This is a genomic window from Peribacillus sp. N1, assembly GCF_054600815.1.
This window is the reverse complement of record NZ_BAAHZO010000010.1, coordinates 36,584-56,263: the sequence shown is the minus strand read 5'-3', so window position 1 is coordinate 56,263 and position 19,680 is coordinate 36,584. Positions and strand designations below refer to the sequence as shown.

At 42.0% G+C, this 19,680-nt stretch carries 16 protein-coding genes; 5 read left to right on the top strand and 11 right to left on the bottom strand.

Annotated features, from left to right (window positions below):
• The first annotated feature begins 72 nt into the window (after positions 1 to 72).
• The 4 genes from nagA to ACYP5M_RS24800 are packed head-to-tail and all read left to right on the top strand — an operon-like array spanning position 73 to position 3,480.
• Positions 73 to 1,251: an N-acetylglucosamine-6-phosphate deacetylase gene (nagA, locus tag ACYP5M_RS24815; RefSeq protein ID WP_459735646.1), complete on the top strand. Its 1,179-nt coding sequence runs from the start codon at positions 73 to 75 to the stop codon at positions 1,249 to 1,251.
• Entirely contained in the window at positions 1,251 to 1,985 is a 735-nt protein-coding gene (gene nagB, locus ACYP5M_RS24810) for a glucosamine-6-phosphate deaminase (RefSeq protein WP_230178693.1), read from the top strand. Before nagA ends, nagB begins: the two co-directional genes overlap by 1 nt.
• Positions 1,986 to 2,000: 15 nt before the next feature.
• Positions 2,001 to 2,723, top strand: a complete 723-nt coding sequence (locus ACYP5M_RS24805) for a GntR family transcriptional regulator (RefSeq protein ID WP_101225693.1) — start codon at positions 2,001 to 2,003, stop codon at positions 2,721 to 2,723.
• Positions 2,724 to 2,757: 34 nt separating this feature from the next.
• Positions 2,758 to 3,480, top strand: a complete 723-nt coding sequence (locus ACYP5M_RS24800) for an SIS domain-containing protein (protein WP_459735645.1) — start codon at positions 2,758 to 2,760, stop codon at positions 3,478 to 3,480.
• 848 nt (positions 3,481 to 4,328) lie between these two features.
• Here ACYP5M_RS24800 and ACYP5M_RS24795 read toward each other — a convergent pair.
• Both ACYP5M_RS24795 and ACYP5M_RS24790 read right to left on the bottom strand, forming a co-directional pair.
• Positions 4,329 to 7,445, bottom strand: a complete 3,117-nt coding sequence (locus tag ACYP5M_RS24795) for an MMPL family transporter (RefSeq protein WP_459735644.1) — start codon at positions 7,443 to 7,445, stop codon at positions 4,329 to 4,331.
• Positions 7,445 to 7,909 (bottom strand): MarR family winged helix-turn-helix transcriptional regulator, encoded by a 465-nt coding sequence (locus ACYP5M_RS24790; RefSeq protein WP_101225690.1) that lies wholly within the window; start codon positions 7,907 to 7,909, stop codon positions 7,445 to 7,447. The genes ACYP5M_RS24795 and ACYP5M_RS24790 overlap by 1 nt, the downstream gene beginning before the upstream one ends.
• A gap of 168 nt (positions 7,910 to 8,077) precedes the next feature.
• On the opposite strand from ACYP5M_RS24790, the gene ACYP5M_RS24785 reads away from it, so the two are divergent.
• Positions 8,078 to 8,602 carry a YtxH domain-containing protein gene (locus ACYP5M_RS24785; RefSeq protein ID WP_185149873.1) on the top strand — a complete coding sequence of 175 codons (525 nt, stop codon included), beginning with the start codon at positions 8,078 to 8,080 and terminating at the stop codon, positions 8,600 to 8,602.
• 318 nt (positions 8,603 to 8,920) lie between these two features.
• Here the strand turns inward: ACYP5M_RS24785 and ACYP5M_RS24780 are convergent, their stop codons facing one another.
• The 9 genes from ACYP5M_RS24780 to ACYP5M_RS24740 all read right to left on the bottom strand — a co-directional run bounded on the left by ACYP5M_RS24780 (position 8,921) and on the right by ACYP5M_RS24740 (position 19,449).
• On the bottom strand, positions 8,921 to 9,811 hold the full coding sequence (locus tag ACYP5M_RS24780) for a peptidylprolyl isomerase (RefSeq protein WP_459735643.1): 891 nt from the start codon (positions 9,809 to 9,811) through the stop codon (positions 8,921 to 8,923).
• Between the two features lie 383 nt (positions 9,812 to 10,194).
• A complete protein-coding gene (locus ACYP5M_RS24775) occupies positions 10,195 to 11,268 on the bottom strand; it encodes an ABC transporter substrate-binding protein (RefSeq protein WP_144480945.1) in 1,074 nt (357 codons plus the stop codon).
• Positions 11,265 to 12,068: an ABC transporter permease gene (locus ACYP5M_RS24770; protein ID WP_034304873.1), complete on the bottom strand. Its 804-nt coding sequence runs from the start codon at positions 12,066 to 12,068 to the stop codon at positions 11,265 to 11,267. Before ACYP5M_RS24770 ends, ACYP5M_RS24775 begins: the two co-directional genes overlap by 4 nt.
• A 1-nt stretch (position 12,069) precedes the next feature.
• Positions 12,070 to 12,873: an ABC transporter permease gene (locus ACYP5M_RS24765; RefSeq protein ID WP_101225717.1), complete on the bottom strand. Its 804-nt coding sequence runs from the start codon at positions 12,871 to 12,873 to the stop codon at positions 12,070 to 12,072.
• Complete coding sequence (locus ACYP5M_RS24760; protein ID WP_101225687.1) at positions 12,863 to 13,972, bottom strand: ABC transporter ATP-binding protein; 1,110 nt, start codon at positions 13,970 to 13,972, stop codon at positions 12,863 to 12,865. Before ACYP5M_RS24760 ends, ACYP5M_RS24765 begins: the two co-directional genes overlap by 11 nt.
• A 62-nt stretch (positions 13,973 to 14,034) precedes the next feature.
• Entirely contained in the window at positions 14,035 to 14,577 is a 543-nt protein-coding gene (locus ACYP5M_RS24755; protein ID WP_260359297.1) for a helix-turn-helix domain-containing protein, read from the bottom strand.
• Between the two features lie 662 nt (positions 14,578 to 15,239).
• Positions 15,240 to 16,625, bottom strand: coding sequence for a protoporphyrinogen oxidase (locus tag ACYP5M_RS24750; protein ID WP_459735642.1), 1,386 nt, complete (start codon positions 16,623 to 16,625; stop codon positions 15,240 to 15,242).
• A gap of 149 nt (positions 16,626 to 16,774) precedes the next feature.
• Entirely contained in the window at positions 16,775 to 17,296 is a 522-nt protein-coding gene (locus tag ACYP5M_RS24745; protein ID WP_260359295.1) for a GNAT family N-acetyltransferase, read from the bottom strand.
• A gap of 119 nt (positions 17,297 to 17,415) precedes the next feature.
• Positions 17,416 to 19,449, bottom strand: a complete 2,034-nt coding sequence (locus tag ACYP5M_RS24740; RefSeq protein WP_260359294.1) for a Na+/H+ antiporter — start codon at positions 19,447 to 19,449, stop codon at positions 17,416 to 17,418.
• Positions 19,450 to 19,680 lie beyond the last annotated feature (231 nt).

Below are 19,680 nucleotides of genomic sequence, written 5' to 3'. Positions count from 1 at the left end.
TAAAAACGATAAAATGAGGGCAAAATATATTGACTCATTCATTAAGTTTTACTTTCATAAAGGAGATTATGTATGAAAACATTCATTATTAATAATCTAATAGTTCATAGCGAAAAGGAAACATACAAAAATGGGTATATTAAAGTCGTGGATGGAAAAATTGCCGAAGTTGGTCCAGTCAGCCAATACAAACAGGATGATGATGCCGAGGTAATTACTCTTTCACCGGATTATCAGGTAATTCCCGGTGCGATCGACATCCACATTCACGGAGCATCCAATTCCGATGCAATGGATGCCACACATGAAGCATTATCCACAATGGCAGAGACTCTTCCCAAAGAAGGAACCACCAGCTTTCTGGCCACTACAATGACTCAAACAGCCGAAGCCATTGAATCAGCACTTCTTAATGCTGGTAAATATATCGAAAATCAATCTCAAGAACACGCTGAAATAATTGGAATCCATCTAGAAGGTCCTTTCATATCACCGGTCCGTAAAGGAGCACAGCCTGAAGAGCATATCGTTGACCCTGATGTCACTCTATTTAAAAGGTGGCAGGAAATGGCCGAAAATCAAATCAAGCTTGTAACGCTTGCTCCTGAACAACCAAACGGATTAGATCTTGCCGCTCACTTAAAGGCAACTGGCGTCGTCGCTTCCATTGGACATTCAGATGCAACATATGACCAAATCGATGAAGCAATCCAAGCAGGGACTACTCACGTTACACATCTTTATAATGGGATGCGGGGACTCCATCACCGTGAACCCGGTGTTTTGGGAGCTGCTTATCTTCGAGACGAGCTATTTGTTGAACTTATTGCTGACGGCATTCATTGCAGGCCGGAAATGATCAAGCTGGCATATAACCAAATTACCAGCGAACGAATGATCTTGATAACGGATTCGCTTCGTGCCAAATGGCTTGAAAAGGGAACCTATGATTTAGGCGGTCAGCCTGTGTATGTTAACGAAACGAAAGCAACGCTTTCAGATGGTACACTAGCCGGCAGTATATTGAAAATGAACGATGCCATCAAGAACACAATGGAATATACCGATTGTTCCATGACTGACATTATAAAAATGACGGCGGAAAACCCTGCCAAACAACTTCGGATTTTTGACAGAAAAGGAAGCATCCAGGTCGGCAAAGACGCCGATCTTGTAATATTGAATGACCGCTTGGACGTTGAAATGACGTTCTGCAGAGGAAATATAGCTTTTAAAAAGGAGAATGTATAATGAATATCATACAAGTGCAGGACTACATGGAAATGAGCCGGACAGCCGCAGAAATAGTGATCGGAAAGGTCAAAGGAAATCCTAATATCAAATTGGGCCTTGCAACAGGCGGTACCCCTAAAGGAATGTACGATAATTTGATTGAAGATCACGTGCGCAATCATACATCTTATGAACATGTAACGTCTTTTAATCTTGACGAGTATATCGGCTTAAAACCAAATGATCCAAACAGTTACCATTATTATATGAATGACTCCCTATTCACTCACATCAATATAAATAAAGAGCGCACTCACCTGCCAAATGGCACAGCAGATGACACGAACGGAGAATGTAAACGGTATGATGAAATGATAGATTCCGTCGGAGGGATCGATCTTCAGATACTTGGCATTGGGCAAAATGGCCATATTGGTTTTAATGAACCTGGAACTTCCTTCACATCAGGAACTCATGTCGTGACACTCGAGGATTCAACGCGCCAAGCGAATGCACGTTATTTCGATTCCATAGACGAAGTTCCTACACATGCCGTTACGATGGGCATTTCAACAATCATGAAAAGCAAAGAAATTCTGCTGCTGATATCTGGTGAAGAAAAAGCCGAAACACTGAAGAAATTGATACACGGTGACATTTCAGAGGAATTCCCTGCATCTATCCTAAAAAAACATAATAATGTTACAATTATCGCAGACCAAAAAGCGTTATCCGGAGTATTAATACCCTAAAAGGAGCGAAAGTCGATGATTGATAAAAACTCACCTCTTCCGATTTATTTTCAAATCGAAGAACAAATAAAAAGACAAATAGAAAACGGTGAGTTCCAAGCGCACGATGCCCTTCCATCTGAACGTGAATATGCCGAGCAATTCGGAATTAGCCGGATGACCGTCCGGCAAGCCATAAATAATTTGGTGAATGACGGATACTTATACCGTCAAAAAGGAAGGGGAACCTTTGTCGCCGATAAGAAGTTGGAGCAGCAGCTCAATGGGTTGACCAGTTTTACCGAGGACATGAAAGCCAGGGGTTTGAACCCAAGCAGTAAGCTGCTGAGCTTTGAAATCATTCCGGCTGATAAGAAGATTGCCAGTGAATTGCACATTTCCCTTTATGCTCCCGTTTATGAAATAAAACGCATTCGGTTGGCTGATGATGTTCCAATGGCGCTCGAGACCGTGTACATGTCTGCCAATTTAATTAAAGGATTAACGGAAGAAATCATTAACCTTTCTCTTTACCAATATGTGGAGAACTACGTTAAACTTAAAATAGACTATGCTACACAAACGTTGGAATCATCGATTGCTTCTGAATTAGAAGTCACCCATTTAGCGATTCCAAAGCACTCACCCATATTATTCATTCAAAGGCATACGTTCCTGATAGATGGAACTCCCCTTGAATATGTTAAATCGGCTTATCGTGCGGACAGGTATAAGTTCAGTATCAAAATAAGCAGATAAAATTGAATATTTTCAATCGGAGGGTGTCACATATATGAACTCATACTTTGAAGAAGTGCAGGCTTTACTCACAATTGTGGAAGAACAGGAAAAGCAATCAATTAAGGAATCTGTGGAACATATCGCAAAAGCAGTGATGTCAGATGGACTCATCCATTTATTCGGAAGCGGGCACTCTCATATTTTGACCGAAGAGGTATTCTACCGGGCAGGTGGGTTAGCGGCAATTCGTCCTATTTTCGTTGAAGATTTGATGCTTTTTAAGGGTGCTTCAAGATCATCCCAACTTGAACGGCAAAATGACCTATCAGAGAAATTCATGCATGATGAGGATATTCGTCCTGGTGATGTCTGTATCGTCATTTCATCATCCGGCGTAAATCCCGTTCCCATAGATGTCGCCACTATCGCAAAAGAAAAAGGGGCCTTCGTCATTGGACTAACATCACCGGAGTATGCAAAAAGTTGTCCTTCACGGCATAAACAGAAGCATTATCTCCACGATGTCGTTGATTTGGTCATAGACAATCATATTGCCAAAGGTGACACATTACTGAAATCAAATAATATACCTTTTGGTTCTGGATCGACCGTGGTCGGGGCCGTTCTCCTCAATATGATTTTCACGCAAGTCATCCAAACGATTATTGAGTCAGGGGAGACCCCTCCCGTATTCCTAAGCAGTAATATCGAAGGGGCAGATGAACACAATCAAAAGATCATCGCGAAATATAAAACAAGAATCCCCCAATTATAAATCGATTTAGCCAAAAAAGAATACATAATTAAAGAAGGCATCCATGCGGATGCCTTCTTACTGTAGACAAACTCGAAGAAAAGCGAGATTGTCTGCAGTTTTTTTATTTGAATATGTTTCCGGAGCCGCAGTTATTCGTCATCCGGAGCTTTTTTCGGCCGTCCACGCAGCTTTTCGTCCTTAAACACACTTTTTTTGGCCGTTCACGATATTATTCGACCTACCACGCACTTTATTCGACCGTTCACGATTTTATTCGACCTACCACGCTCTTTATTCGACCGTTCACGATTTTATTCGACCTACCACGCTCTTTATTCGATCGTTCACGATTTTATTCGACCTACCACACACTTTATTCGATTGTTCACGATTTTATTCGACCTAGCGCGCTCTTTATTCGACCGTTCACGATTTTATTCGACCTAGCCCGCTCTTTATTCGACCGTTCACGATTTTATTCGACCTACCACACACTTTATTCGATCGTTCACGATTTTATTCGACCTACCACACACTTTATTCGACCGTTCACGATTTTATTCGACCTACCACGCTCTTTATTCGACCGTTCACGATTTTATTCGTCCTAGCCCGCTCTTTATTCGACCGTTCACGATTTTATTCGACCTTCGCATTCCGAAGCATTTATTTTGCGGAACACTCCTTAAATTCGCTCCTTTTCACCAACTGTCTGCCAAGCCCTCATCAAAGCAAGCAATCTAGCGGAGTTATTCGGCCAGGAGTGTCGCAAATTTATTCTATCTAGGGAGGTTCCATCTATTCAAGAACCCCCATTCAGTCGAAAAACTGAAGGCATCCATTCGGATGCCTTCTTTAATTTAAGTTTATTCCTTATTTTTCAAAAACGGCCACCAATTCGCGTTTCCGAACGTCGCAACCATCACTGGAATAAACAATGGCAATATGACAAACGCATATAAAGCAAGCCCCACCAATATTAAAGTGGCTATCTCCAAGAGCGATAAAACTCCTGCTGGCATCATGGCAGCAAAGGTTCCGCCAAGAATTACGGCTGCCGAGATGATCACCGTTCCCATTTTTCTCATGGACAGTAACATCGCTTCCTTGACCGGTTTATCCTTCCATTCGTTAAAGCGATCCATCAAGAAAATGCTATAGTCAATGCCAAGAGCAATCAAGATGACGAAAGCAAAGAAAGGAACTGCCCAGCCGATGCCGGCGTAACCGAGAATATTAACAAAAAGCAACTCGGTAATGGCTGCCGCTGTATAATAAGTCAAAACGAGCGATACAATCAAATAGATCGGCATGACCAGGGATCGCAGCATGAAAAAGAGAATGATGGCGATACCCGACAGCATCAAAACGACCGTCCGAGAGAAATCCTCCTCAGACATCATGCCCAAGTCATGATGTGTACTTGTGATTCCCCCTATCGCCACTTGCGCATTTTCTAGCTTTGTATCTTTCGTTACTCTTTCAACGGTTGCCTCGATCGAATCAATTTGCTCGATTGCTTCATTGGAATATGGATTCGCCTTGAACACCACATCCATGGTCATGGTTTTACCGTCTTCAGATAAATATGCGTTCAATGCTTCCCCGAATTCTTCGCTTTCGACTACTTCTTTGGGAATGTACATGCCTGTTACCGTTTTATCCGTTTTTGCCAGCCCTGATAAATAACCCTGTGCGGACGATAGTCCATCATGGACTTCATTCAGGCCATCGGCACTTTCATTTAAGCCATCTGTCAAATCAGTAAGTTGCCCGCCGAGGCTTGAAAAACCATTTAGGAGTTCTTGCTGCCCATTACTTAAGCTGGTAAGGCCGCCTTTAAATCCTGACAGATTATTTATGACTTCCCCCTGACCATTGGCCATCGTGCTTAGACCTTTTTGTAAAGTGTCAACACCTGAAATCAATTGGTTCAGGCCCTCCCCGAGAGATGTTTGACCGTTTACGATTTGTGCCATATTTTCGTTCGCCGTATTCAAACCACCGGACACTGAACCAAGATTCCTATTTAGCTCGGCAAGGCCTGCTGCCATGGGCTCCAAGCCACCCTGTGCCCCTTGCACTGTTTGCTTGATCGTTTGATAGGACTGATCCGTCTGTAATTCTGGATGAGTGGCTTCCATTTGCTCAAAGGAAGGATTTAAGCCAGCAAGGCTTTGTGATACGCCCGTAAGATTAGTTTGAATCTCTTTGTATCCATCTGTGAGCCCACTTAGCCCATTAGCTGATTGTTTATAGCCTTCGAGGAGCTGTCCGCTTCCGGTGGCGAGCTTCTCCAAGTTTGCCTTGACCTCATTCAGTCCATTTTTTATATCCCCAGTCCCTGAAGAGCCATCGCGAATGCCTGCTTCAATGCTTGTTAACGCCTTCTCCACCTGGCCTACACCGCTCTTTAATTCATTGGTCCCGGATATTAGACCCCCTATTCCGTCCGTCGCTTGCTTCAACCGCGGTCCTGAATCTGAAAGCTCACTGCCTGCCGTTTTTAATCCATCACTTATTTGTTTAATGCCTTCATTTCCTTCTCCGATTCCCTTCTCCAAAGTTTCGGCCTGGTTCGCTACAAATAAATCCTTAATCGGTTCACCTGTCGGGCGGGTCATGGATCGAACTACATCGACTTCATCCACCTTGACGACTTCCTGGCTGATTTTTTCAGCAAGTGCGACGTACTCTTCCGAATCCATGCGTTCGTCATTCTTTATGACAATCTGTGTTGGCATGGATTGTCCCGGTCCGAATTCATCGGAAATGATATTAAATGCCATGATGGAAGGAACATCATCACCCGCTTCTTCAAGGGAGTTATATGAAATCTTCCCATCATACATAAACAAAAAGGGAACACAGACGATTGCAACGATCATCAGCGCCAACAATGGGCGGTTCATGGAGAAGTTACCGAGAATTCCCCATAGTTTACTTTCACTGTGCTCAAGTTTCCCTTTTGCCGGCCAGAATAGCTTTTTGCCAAGAACCGCCATGAAAAATGGAACGATCGTATAGAGGGCGATCATTAAAATGAAAACCCCTATGGCAACGGCCGCCGCAGATTGATAGAGCTTAAAAGTAGAAAAACCGATTGCCGCAAAACCAATCATTACGGTCAGCCCACTGAAGAAGACCGTCTTACCCGCAGTTCGGTAAGTCGCAACGATCGCTTCAGGCAAAGACTCCTGTGACGATAGCTCTTCCTTGAAACGACTAAGCAGCAGGATGCAATAATCAGTCCCGATTCCAAATAAAATACCTACCAGGAATATTTGGGTGTAAGACGAAATCGGAAAGTCCCATTTATCCACCAGGAATGAGACGATGGATTGTGAGCATAAATAAGTGAAACCTACCGTTACCAACGGAATGATCGGTGCCACCACTGAACGGAAGACTATCAGCAATACAGCCAGAATGAAGACAACCGTGATGCCTTCAGTTTTCTTCAGCCCTTCTTGGGAATTGGCATTAAGATCTTCATCGATCATCCAGCTGCTTGTGTAATAATGCTCGACATCCACTTGCTCCAGCTCTTTATAAAGGGCATCGATCACTTCCTTAGCTTCTCGGTCCCCCTTGACCATCGTGATGGATGTCAAAACCGTCGTTTCATTCTCCGAGACCAACTGACCTTTTAGCGAGGGCTCTTTAAAATGGGTCATGACCTCTTTGATGCCAAGCTCCGCTTTATTCTTTTCAAGGTTTTGGATCGCTATCTCAATCTCTTTCAATTCCGAGGAAGACAGCTTCTTATCACCATGAAATACGAGGGCCACTTGTGACTCATCCTTATCCTGGATCTCTTTCATTAGCTCATTGGCCATCCCAGAGGAGTACTCTGCCGGTACATCCAGCTGCCCCTTATTCCGGACAAGGTCCGCCATATTCGGTGCCGAAAACAATAGACCTGCCGTAATTGCAACCCAAGCGATAATGACCAGCCATCTTCCCTTTATGATCCCCCTCATTATATTTCCTCCCATTCCTCATTCTTCATTTGTATGAAAATTTGTGCAAGCTTCTCATATGTATCAAGGAATCTAACGATCTCTTCATAATCGAATTTCGTCATGATGCTCTCTACCAACTTATGAATCTTATTTTCCGTTTCCTGTAACAATGCTTCCCCCTCTTTTGAAAGCTTCAAGTGAAAGACCCTTCGGTCAACCAGGTCCTGTTCCCGTTCTATCAATCCTTTGCCTTCCAGCCTATTGATGTTGGATGTGACGGCACTCTTATTAACATAAAAGGCATCACTGATTTCCGTCGATGTACACAACCGCTGTTGTTGAATGAACCGTAAAGTATAGTATTGTTCGTTCGTCAGCACATCACAAATCTGGTCTTTTATTAAAAGCTCCCCCATCTTATTGACATAGAAGGAAACCTTCATATATCGATCAATCAATCCAGTAACTTTTACATTAGTCATCGTTGCACCTCCCAAAAGTAGTTCAGTCATTTAACTATATGTAGATTACTATTGTTTTATTTATTATGTCAATCCCATGACAGTTTATTATTTCCAGTTTAACTTATGGTAAATAAGGGAAAACCCAAAGTAAGCATACAATCTACTATTCTAAAGGAGGAAATATAAATGACTCAATCAACTATCGAAACTCAAACGAATAGCAAACTTTTAAAAGGGATTCTAATCGGGGGGCTTGTTGGTGGTGCGTTGACCTTACTTGACTCCAACACAAGAAATAAAGTAAAGCGTTCAGCCGTCCTTTTAAAAGACAACTCCATGAATATGATTGAACAGGTCAAGGAAAATCCCGGCGAAATGAAGGAACAGATGGTATCAGGAGTCAAAGGGGCAACCGAGACGATTAAAGAGGCAATCAATGACGTCGAAACACTATATGAAACCGTCAATGAAGACGTGGTGGGTAAAGTATCAGAAGTAAAGGATATCTCCACTGATGCCCTTGGTACAGCGAAGGAAGCAACAAGTGAATTAAAAGACATCAGTTCAAAGGTGGTCGTAGCCGGTAAACAGCTGAAAGAAACGCCGTCACAATCATTGAAATCCGATAATGATAAAGGTGAAAAAGAGAGTGATGAAATCGTTAAAAAATCAGGATTATCCAATCAAAAGTCCATCTCATCCAACTTCTAATATATAAAAAAGCTGAGGCATTATGCCTCAGCTTTTATTATGGCTTGTACAATTTGGACGTTGATTGGAACGTAGGGCACTCGCTTTCCGCGGGCGGTCGTGGAGCCTCCTCGGCTTGCGCCTGCGGGGTCTCCCCTAGACGCGCCTTTCCCGCAGGAGTCTCGTACCTTCCGCTCCAATCAACTCTGTATAAAATTCAGACAAAACTATACCTATGGAGTTGAAGGTGTTGCTTTGGGCCAATTGGATTGGGGACATCATTCGATGAAAGGTACACCATTACCCTTTTGTTTTTTCATATATCCTTCACTTGATACCTTAGTTAGAGTCCTCCAATTTATTCGTTATCTCATGGTCTTTTTTCACTTCAGCTAACCAAACGGGATATTCCTCTTGTAATCTTTCAGAAAGAAGCGTTTCTTTAATTACATCTTTACTGTCTTCTAAATTAGCTTTTTTTGCTTCCTTCTTACCGGTTACTTTTATGATATGGTATCCATATTCGGATTTAACTGGATCACTGACTTTATTTATATCAAGATCAAAGGCAACATTTTCAAACTCTTCCACCATATCGCCTTTCCCAAAATACCCCAGGCTTCCACCGTTATCCGCCGTTTCGGTATCAGTGGAATATTCAGCTGCCAATTTAGCGAAATCACCGCCATCTGCGATTTCTTTCGCAACCTTTTTAGCCGTTTTTTCGTCTTCGACTAAAATATGACTGGCTTCCACTTGTTCCACTTGAGCAAATGTATCTTTGTTATCTTCAAAATACGTACTGATTTCTTCATCCGTCACGGTAATTCTCGGTTCTACCAGTTTTTTCGTTTGCAGATAAACTACGATGTCCTTTTTTAAGGCTTCCATTGAAGAACCGCTTGCTTCCAATTGCTCTTTTAGCGACTTTTCATCACCATAGGACTCTACCATAACATCGATTTCTTTCTGGATTTCATCATCCTTAATTTTAATCCCTGCTTTTTCCGCTTCCAATTCAACCAATTTATTCGTAATCAACAGGTCTAAAGTATCTGCTCCGTATCCCGCAACAAGCGCGTCATACAGCTCATCCTTATTGATTTTCTCGCCATCGATACTCGCCATTGTCTTATCCGTGGATGAAATCATCGCAAATGCCATGATCCCGCCAATGATTAAAATGCTCCCTGCCCAAATATATGCCTTCGTGCTCCTTAATAGTTTCATGAATACTCTCCCTTAATTTTTCTATAATGATAGCTTGGAATTATTAATTAATCCTTAAGATTTTAGTTCCACCTTCAATATGCACCAACACAATCATTATACTAACATACTTATATACCTACATATATTTTAGAGTATTTCCTTCTGCTACCATTTTACATTGAGACTTTGGTTGATCATTACAAAAAAAGATATTATACCGTTATTTCGCCTTTTGATAAATGGGTAACAGAGTGCAATTCGGGCTTTCACTCGTGGGTTTGGAGCAAATACTCGTGAGTTTTGGACTTTTACTCGTGAGTTTGGAGCGAATACTCGTGAAACAAAGAATCGAAAAAGCATGGTGTACGTAGGGAATTCCTACACCATGCTTTTTTTGTGTGTTATTTACGATGCATCTTGAATTCAAGGAAGAGTTCGTTGTAATGGGCTAAGTTTTTCTTCCCCAGGTTTTCGTACACTTCCAGTTTCTTTGTCAGTTCCGGAGATGGATAGAAACGTTCATCCTTCACCACTTCTTCAGGCATATATTTCAGTGCTTCTTTATTAGGTGTCGAGTAACTTACATATTCCGCGTTCTGTGCTGCAACTTTCGGGTCCAGCATGAAGTTGATGAACTGGTGAGCCGCATCGACATTTTTGGTTGTTTTCGGGATGACCATATTATCAAACCATAAATTGGACCCCTCTTTTGGAACAACGTATTCGAGATCTTCGTTTTCAGCCATGATTTCAGAAGCAACTCCCGACCAAACAAGGCCAATCGCCGCTTCCTGGGCTTCCAATAGCATGCGGCTTTCATCTCCGACGATCGCTTTAATATTCGGGGTGAGGGCATCTAGCTTGGATTTTGCCTCTTGAAGGTGTTCTTCATCTATATCATTCAATGAATAATTCAAAGAGTTCAGGCCCATGCCCATCACTTCTCTAGCTCCATCCGTCAAAAGGATTTCATTTTTTAAATCTTTATCCCATAAATCCGCCCAGGCCGTTATTTCCTTTCCACCGAGCATCTTGGAATTGTAAACAATTCCAACCGTTCCCCAGAAATACGGCACGGAATATTTATTCTCCGGATCGAATGGCAGATCGATGAATCGCTCATCGATATTTTTCAAATTCGGAAGCTTGGAATGATCCAAGGGAACGAGCAAGTCTTCTTGCCTCATCTTATCGATCATATACTCAGACGGAATGGCAATATCATAAGTCGTACCGCCCTGTTCGATCTTTGTCATCATGGCCTCATTCGAATCAAATGTCTCATAAATGACCTTTATGCCCGTCTCTTCTTCAAAACGTTCGATTAGATCGGTATCGATGTAATCTCCCCAATTATAGATGGTAAGCGTATTGCTGCTCGTAAATCCCTGCGATGAATTCAATCTTGAAATCGCATATAGAAGCAAAGCCGATACGAGGGAGATGATCAAAAACATTTGGACAAGCCTTTTCATCGTTTCCCCCCCATTCCCGTTTGCCTTACACGTTGAGTTATAAAGTAATAAACGACAACCAACAGCAGTGTCACGACGAACAGCAGTGTCGACAGTGCATTGATATTCAATGAAATTCCACGGCGTGCCAATGAATAGATTTCCACAGAAAGAGTGGAGAAGCCATTACCGGTCACAAAGAACGTAACCGCAAAATCATCAAGTGAATAAGTCAATGCCATAAAAAAACCAGCAAAAATACCGGGTAGGATGTATGGAAGGATGACCTTCGTCAATACATCCCACCGGCTTGCCCCTAAATCCCGTGCCGCATCAATTAAAGTAGGGCTCATTTCCTGAAGTTTCGGAAGGACCAGAAGCACAACGATCGGGATACTGAAGGCGATATGCGACAACAGTACCGAGTAGAATCCAAGCTTGATCCCGGCCATCGTGAATAAAATCAGGAAGGAAGCACCGATGATCACATCGGGACTGACAATCAATACATTATTCAATGACAATACCGTATTCTTAGCTTTGCTGCTCGTAAAGGACCGAATTCCAATTGCCCCTATCACCCCGATGATCGTTGCGATCAGTGCAGATAATAAAGCAATCACAAGTGTATTCAATACAATGATCAACAGCCTTGTATCTTGGAACAGCTCCTTGTACCACTCCATCGTGAACCCTTTAAAGTCATACATCGTTCCACCGCTGTTAAAAGAGTAAAAGACTAAAAAGAAAATCGGTGCATAGAGTATAAGAAAAATCAAAACGAGAAACGCTTTTGATATTGGTGATAATTTATTGCCCAATTTACACACCCTGCTTTCGGTTACCCGTTACAAACATAATCAGGAACATTATAATAATCAAAAATACCGCAATTGTGGAACCCATTCCCCAATCCTGTGTTACAAGGAAGTGCTGCTCGATAGCCGTACCTAGCGTAATGACGCGGTTACCGGCAATCAGTCTTGTAAGCATGAATAATGAAAGTGCCGGGATGAAGACTACCTGGCATCCCGTCTTTACACCATCTATCGTCAATGGAAAAATGACTCGGCGGAATGTCATCCATCTGGACGCCCCCAAGTCATTGGCCGCATCCAGAAGGGTTGGATTCATTTTATCAAGCGCATTGAATATCGGTAAGATCATGAACGGGATGAAAATATAAACCGAAACGAATATGAAGCTGAAATCGGTAAAGAGAATCTGCTGCTTTCCGATTCCTACCGCCTCCAGAAAACCATTTGCCACACCATACGTGCCAAAGATACCAATGAAGGCATAAGCCTTCAAAAGTAAATTGATCCAGGAAGGCACGATAATCAGCAAAAGCCATAACTGCTTATGCTTGGTTTTCGTTAACAAATATGCTGTCGGATAGGCGACTAAAAGGGATATCCCCGTAATCAGGAACGCATACCAGAATGAGCTTAAAGTCATTTTTAAATATACTGGCGTAAAGAACTTTTGATAGTTAATCAAAGATAAATTGCCTTCAATATCAAAGAAGGAGTAGTAAAGGATCAACAAAATGGGTGCGATAACGAATAAAGCAATCCATAAGACATATGGTATGAAGTAAATATTACGGGATATTTTATTCTTCATGACTTTCCCCATCATGATACGCTTCCAGACGCTTATCGAATTCCTCTTCAGTTTCACCCAATCGCATGACATGGATGGATTCCGGATCGAAATACAGACCTATTTCATCCCCAACTGCCACTTTTCTCGTTGATTGGACAAGCCATTCATTTCCATCATGGTCATAGCAGCTGATTTCATAATGAACTCCGCGAAATAGCTGGGAGTCCACACGAACTTGCAGTTTCCCGCGATTGATGGAAGTAATCTCTAAATCTTCCGGGCGGATGACAATATCGACAGCCTCATTACTGTTCAATCCTTGGTCGACACATTCGAACTGTCTGCCGACGAATTCCACGAGGTAATCTTCAATCATTTTTCCTTTTACAATATTGGACTCGCCGATGAAATCGGCAACGAATCGATTCAGGGGTTCATCATAAATATCCGTAGGGGTCCCGCTTTGCTGGATTTTCCCTTTGTTAAGGACAAAAATCTCATCTGACATCGCTAATGCTTCCTCTTGGTCATGAGTGACGAAGATAAACGTGATTCCAAGCCTCTGTTGCAGCTCCCGCAATTCATATTGCATTTCTGTACGCAATTTCAAATCGAGGGCAGATAGCGGTTCATCAAGAAGGATGACTTCCGGTTCATTAACGATCGCCCTGGCAATCGCCACCCGTTGCCGCTGACCGCCGGACATTTCCCTGATCTCCCGTTTTTCATAACCCTCCAAATTAACAAAGCTGAGGGCTTCCTTCACCTTTATTTCCACTTCCGAGTTTTTCATTTTTTTAATCCGAAGACCAAATGCTACATTTTCAAACACATTTAAATGCGGAAAAAGTGCATAATCTTGAAATACCGTATTCACTTGCCTTTTATTGGCTGGCACATCATTGATCCTTTTTCCTTCAAAGTAAATATCACCTTTGGAGGCTTCCGTAAATCCGGCAATCAAACGAAGGATCGTAGTCTTCCCGCATCCGGAAGGACCCAAGAGCGTATAAAACTTCCCTCTCTCGATTTCAAAACTAACATTATCGAGAACTACCGTATCATCATCGAATTGCTTCGTAACCTGATCGAAGCGTATTATATTCCCGTTTGCCATAGCTCTTCCCTCTCTCCATTACCTTACTCATCAATTTTCAGCGATTGCATCTGATTTGAATTCTATAAGTATGATTCCGTCACCACGAGTAATAACTCGGAAGGACCTTCAAAATCATTGATGATTTGATGTTCATCTGAAGCATGAAAATAAATCGACTCCCCTGCCTTGACGAAATACGTATGTTTACCAAGCTTTACAATGACTCTTCCGTTTAATACATAGCCGAATGTTTCCGACAAGGATGGTTCAAATTGTTTGAACTCCCCCTTTTCCTGGAGAGTCAGTCGAATAGGTTCCATTTCCTTCTCATTCGATTCAGGCACGAGCCACTGGATTTGATACCCGCGTTCTTCATCGATGAAAAACGTTTGTGCCTCTTCTTCATACACTACCTTTTGGACTTGATCCTCTTCATCGAAGAACTGCTTCGGCGTGCAGCCAAGCACTTCTAAAATATTGAAAAGAGTTTCAATTGATGGGGAACTAAGATCCCTTTCCAACTGTGAAATATATCCTTTGCTTAAATCCGTTCTTTCCCCCAATTCTTCCTGGGTCAATCCTTTTTTCAAGCGAAGGTTCTTTATTTTTTTTCCAATTTGCATCATATTTACCCTCAACAGTTTACTTATAGTAAACACACAGTAGATAAAGTTTTATATAAGTAAACTTTCAGTTTAATTTTACGAATATCATTATACAGGAAATGCCGGAAACTTCAAACGGAATTTCCAGCATGCATAAAAAATGGACTGCCACCTGGCAGTCCTTTCTGATTTACTATTGGAAATGAAGTGAATCAGGTATAAAGAATAGGTAACCTCTCGCGATTCTTCCACTTTTTTGATGATCTTCTTTCCGTACATTGTACTAAAAAAAGATCCTCAAATATGTTTGTGGCCTCTTCTAATCACGTTTTCAAAGAGACTCTAGGATATTATTATCATACCTGGTGTTACGATCGTGACGATTACAAAATCGTTCTATTGATCAATTGATCTAAAGTAATCATTTCAAGGATTTAGCGGAAATGTTTTAGAAAGTATTTTTATCACCTTAATTTTAAAACTAGGCAAAAGGGTTCTAATTAAAAGGGAAAATAAAGTTGATTGGAGCGTAAGGTACGAGACTCCTGCGGGAAAAGCGCGTCCAGGGGAGACCCCGGCAAGCGAGTGCCTCGAGTGGAAATCAACGTTCCAATTTTACAAACACTCAATTTCCCTCGAGTTTATCTACAGTCTGAGACCGCCATCTGGCAGTCCCCCTTTTACAACTTCAGACATATTTCTTGTGCTTTCTTTTCCCCATCAGCAATACAATCCGGGATTCCGACACCATTGTATGAACAGCCCGCAAGCAAAACATTCGGATAATTCTCGGAGATTTTCTCCTCCAGGGATTGAACGATTTGAGGATGTTTAATATGGTAGTTCGGCATATTTTCATGCCATTTCGTCACTTCACTCGTAATTGGATTGCCAGAAATACTTAGACTGTTTTTAATGTCGCATAAAGCCACGGAGATCAATTCCTGATTTGTAAGGGACCGTAATCGTTCATAGTCCGGACTTGAGCTTTTATAAAAAAGCCTTACCAAAAGCTGACTATTTTCAGAAGTATGCTCCCATTTCCGGCTTGTCCAAGTACATGCATTGCAGATCAAATCACTATTATCACCTGCAATGAAACCTGTCCCGTCATTAGGAAGCATGCTGTCCGGGATATCGAATCCAAGATAAACGCTAATCATCGAACTATTGATCAAGCCGTCGAAGTCCTCATCCAGCTCCCGATCTCCCAATAATTTCTGGGCAACGGTATGCGGTGTACTCAACACGATAAAGTCCGTTTCGAACGTTTCACCGTTTGCCAATGAAATGATATACCCCTCATCATTTCTTCCAATTTCATTTACACGGACCCCTTTTAAAATCTCGACCAAATCGAGGCTTTCTTCAATTCGTTCAACCAATGTTGATAAGCCATTTTTAAACGAAAGGAACTTCTTATTTCCCTTGCTTTGGTATTTCTGCTTATTTTCCGAAAGACCTCGTATTATACTGCCATATTGATTTTTATAATCCAGCATCTCTGGCAGTGTTTTGGCAATGGTCAATTCATTTAATTTTCCTGAGTATACACCAGAAAGGACAGGCGATATCTGCTTTTGCACCAATTCCTTGCCTAAGAAGCTTTCAAGAAATAAGCCGATGGAGTCATTTTTCGTAAAGGTCTCATTTTTTGTATAGAAATCCTTTAAAGCGTCAACCTTGCCTTGGGCAGAAACCAGATCACTTTTTGCCAGCGACTCCAGGCTCATTGGTATTCCAAAAAGGGCATCATCGGGGATTCCCTTCAGCACCCCGTCTGTATGGATGAATGACTTTCCCGTCGCATTATAGACAACTTGATCCTCCAGGTTCAATTCTTTAAGAAATGGTTGTATATTTTGTTTCCTGGCGACAATCGAATCAGCACCCGCTTCAATTTTAAAAGGTCCTTCGTGCACAGTCCTTATTTTACCGCCAAGCTCTTCATTTCCTTCTATTAATATCAATCGTACCGGGAGACTCCTCGCTTTAACTGTTTTTTGTAAATAATACATGGTTGATAAACCGGTAATGCCCCCACCTACGACTACGACTGTTTTCATTAGGACTACACCTCGATTAACGAATTTTGCATTAAGTAAAGTGTACCATAAGGCAGCGGGATTATTAAAAGCAGCCCTTCTAAATCACTGGTTTAATAATGAAACCTGTAACAAATTGGACAAAAAAAGACCTCTCCTTTTGGAAAAGTCTAATCCCTTACTCCATATCCTTGTTCATCGTAATCTAATCTATACTCCATTATTTCCATCAACCCGCATCTGCCTTCTTTTTGAATCCCTGTATCCTGATACCCCACTTTTGCATAAAGCGTTTTTGCAATCACGTTCATGGCGTCCACTGCCAGAATGATCGAATCCTTGTTTGGAAAAATCCCTTTTGCGAATTCCGGAAGGATTTGCAAGGCCTTCTTCGCAATCCCTTTGCCCTGATGTTTTTGATCAACAAGTAATCCACGGAGTAATATCGCTTTTTTATCGCTGGTGAAAGGGGCGATATTTTCGCCAATGTGTAAAACGAAAAAGCCAACAGGGGTACCATCGGCCAATATTACAATAGGGTGCCTGTCGCAATCTACCCGGCAATATTTCAGTGACTCTTCCGGCAAAGCCGAAAAAGGGGTTTGTGTACCCGGTAAATAAAACTGGGAAAGCTGGTGAAGATGTTCCGGTAAATAAGGCGTTAAGGTGATGGTCTCGATTTCCATTTCCATTAAGTACAGCCTCTTTCATCAATTATTGGATACATTAATGATTCGATGCCCCTTCCGATATTTCCTTCACAAACCGGAAGGAGCACTGCCGAATTTATTGGCAGTGCTCCTTTTGTTAATCAGTGTGTATTTTCATTGATTGTCAGTGCTTCCCGTAAATTGATTTGCTGGCGGAGTATGTTGGCAACATCACGGGAGATTTGTCGTTTTTCAAACATATCCTGCACTTCGTCCCGTTCTGCCTGGATCGCTTTATAGAACAGCTCTCTTTCATATTCGACCATTTTACTCGGGGTACGGCCTCTATTTTCACGTTTGCATTTTAAAATCAACACTTTATACTCGTCTATGATCATCGAGGATGTCTTATGATTATCGGATGTAATTCCGGCTTGTATCTCTTGGATGGCAGCTTTATACATCCTGATTTTAAGATCCCTGACCTTTTCCAATCTCTCAAGATTGATTTTTCTTATTTCACTTTTATTAGGGAAAAATAATTTTAAAACCCTCAGCATACTTCTTCTGAACAGCGTTACTGACCTGAAAAAGCGGAACTTCAGTCGATTTGTTACCGCACCTTCCATACGCTGGATGTATTCCTTGCATATATACGCCGTTTCCCGGTCCACTTTTTCATCCTTAATAAGTTTATCCAAGAATCTTTGCTCTGCTTCAAGGGCCTTGAAGCGAAGATCCTTCTCTTCTTCCCTTAATGCCGCCGGTTCTTTCTCCTGTTCTACATAGGACAGTTCATTGATCTTGGTACAGTACCTGGAAATGATCGATAAAGCCGCTTCCCGGTTTTCATCTGTCATTTGGGACTCAATCACCCGAATAGCGGCTTGATGTGAGTGAATGGCAGCAGCTTTCGTTTTGTCAGACTGCTTGTCCACCACTTCCTCTTCTTCTGACCTTGCCACGATTGGAAGAAATACACTCGCAACAATCAGTGTCAGCAATATGACACCTGCTGCAATGAAAATGATTAACGAACGCTCTGGAAAAGGACTTCCATCTGCCAACACATATGGAATCGAGAACGAACCTGCTAAGGTTACAGCTCCGCGAACACCGGAAATGGTAATGATTCCAGCAGCTTTGAAGTCTGGTTTTTGGGCTCCCGCTTTTTTCGTCATCCAGCCAATCGACCAGGCAGCCGTAAGCCAAATGAATCGTAAAGCGAAGAGGAAAAGTGTAATGATCACGATATAAAGGATCACTTGTCCATTATTGAAGGCTGGATCTTGAAAGATAGTTTTCGCAACGCTTGGGATTTGCAAGCCAAGCAAAACGAATACAAGGCCATTCAATACATATAAAATGACGGACCATGTACTCTTTGAAACGACTTGAAGTTCTACAGTTGGTGATATTTCCCGATCTCGTTCAATGGCATGGACAATTCCCCCAGCCACGACTGCTAAAATCCCAGAAAGGTGGAAATGTTCCACAGCGAGGAAAATAATAAAAGGAGTTAGGATTTGGATCAGCATATGCATCGTGACGTCTTCCATCCCTAAACGGCGAAGAAATACACGAAGCCTGATAATGATGAAAGCTAGTATCGCTCCACCTACAAACCCACCAATTGCAATCCATATGAAACTGAAGGTTGCGTCGACTAGGGAGAAAACACCAGTGACTGTAGCTGCAACGGCAAACTTAAAGGCAACTAAACCTGAGGCATCATTCATTAGCCCTTCGCCTTCGAGAAGGTGCATGATGCTCTTCGGTAACTTGACCCGACTCGCCAAAGCGCTTACTGCCACTACATCCGTAGGTGACAAAATGGCCGCTAAAGCGAACGCTGCCGGCAATGGTATCGAAGGGATCATCCAATTAATTAAATACCCGCCTGCCCAAACCGTTATGAATACCAGGCCTAGTGCAAGCATCAAAATGGGTGCTCTCAACTTCCATAGTGCTGTTCGTGGTACATTTTTGCCATCATTGAATAATAGGGGTGCGATGAATAATAGCAAAAATAATTCCGTCTCCATCTCAACATGCATACCCAGGGGTAAAAGTGCCAATATGACACCCAGTGCTATTTGTATTAATGGTACAGGTATAAAAGGTATAAAATGGTTAATTACATTAGACACTCCAATCAATATAAGAAGCGCTAATATAACAAGAAAAAACTCCATACAAACATCAAACTTCCTCTCTCATCTATAATCATAACTATAAGCGTAACATATTTATACCCAGTCATTCATGCATTAACTATTCTAACCTGGAATCCCCCTGAATAATGATACCTTTTATAAAAGCGAAGGAGCTTACGTTGTGCACGATGAACACCGCAAACCACTCCATCAATAAACCTTGGGTAACCGCATAGAAAAAAAAGCTGATTGGCTAACCCATGATCAGCT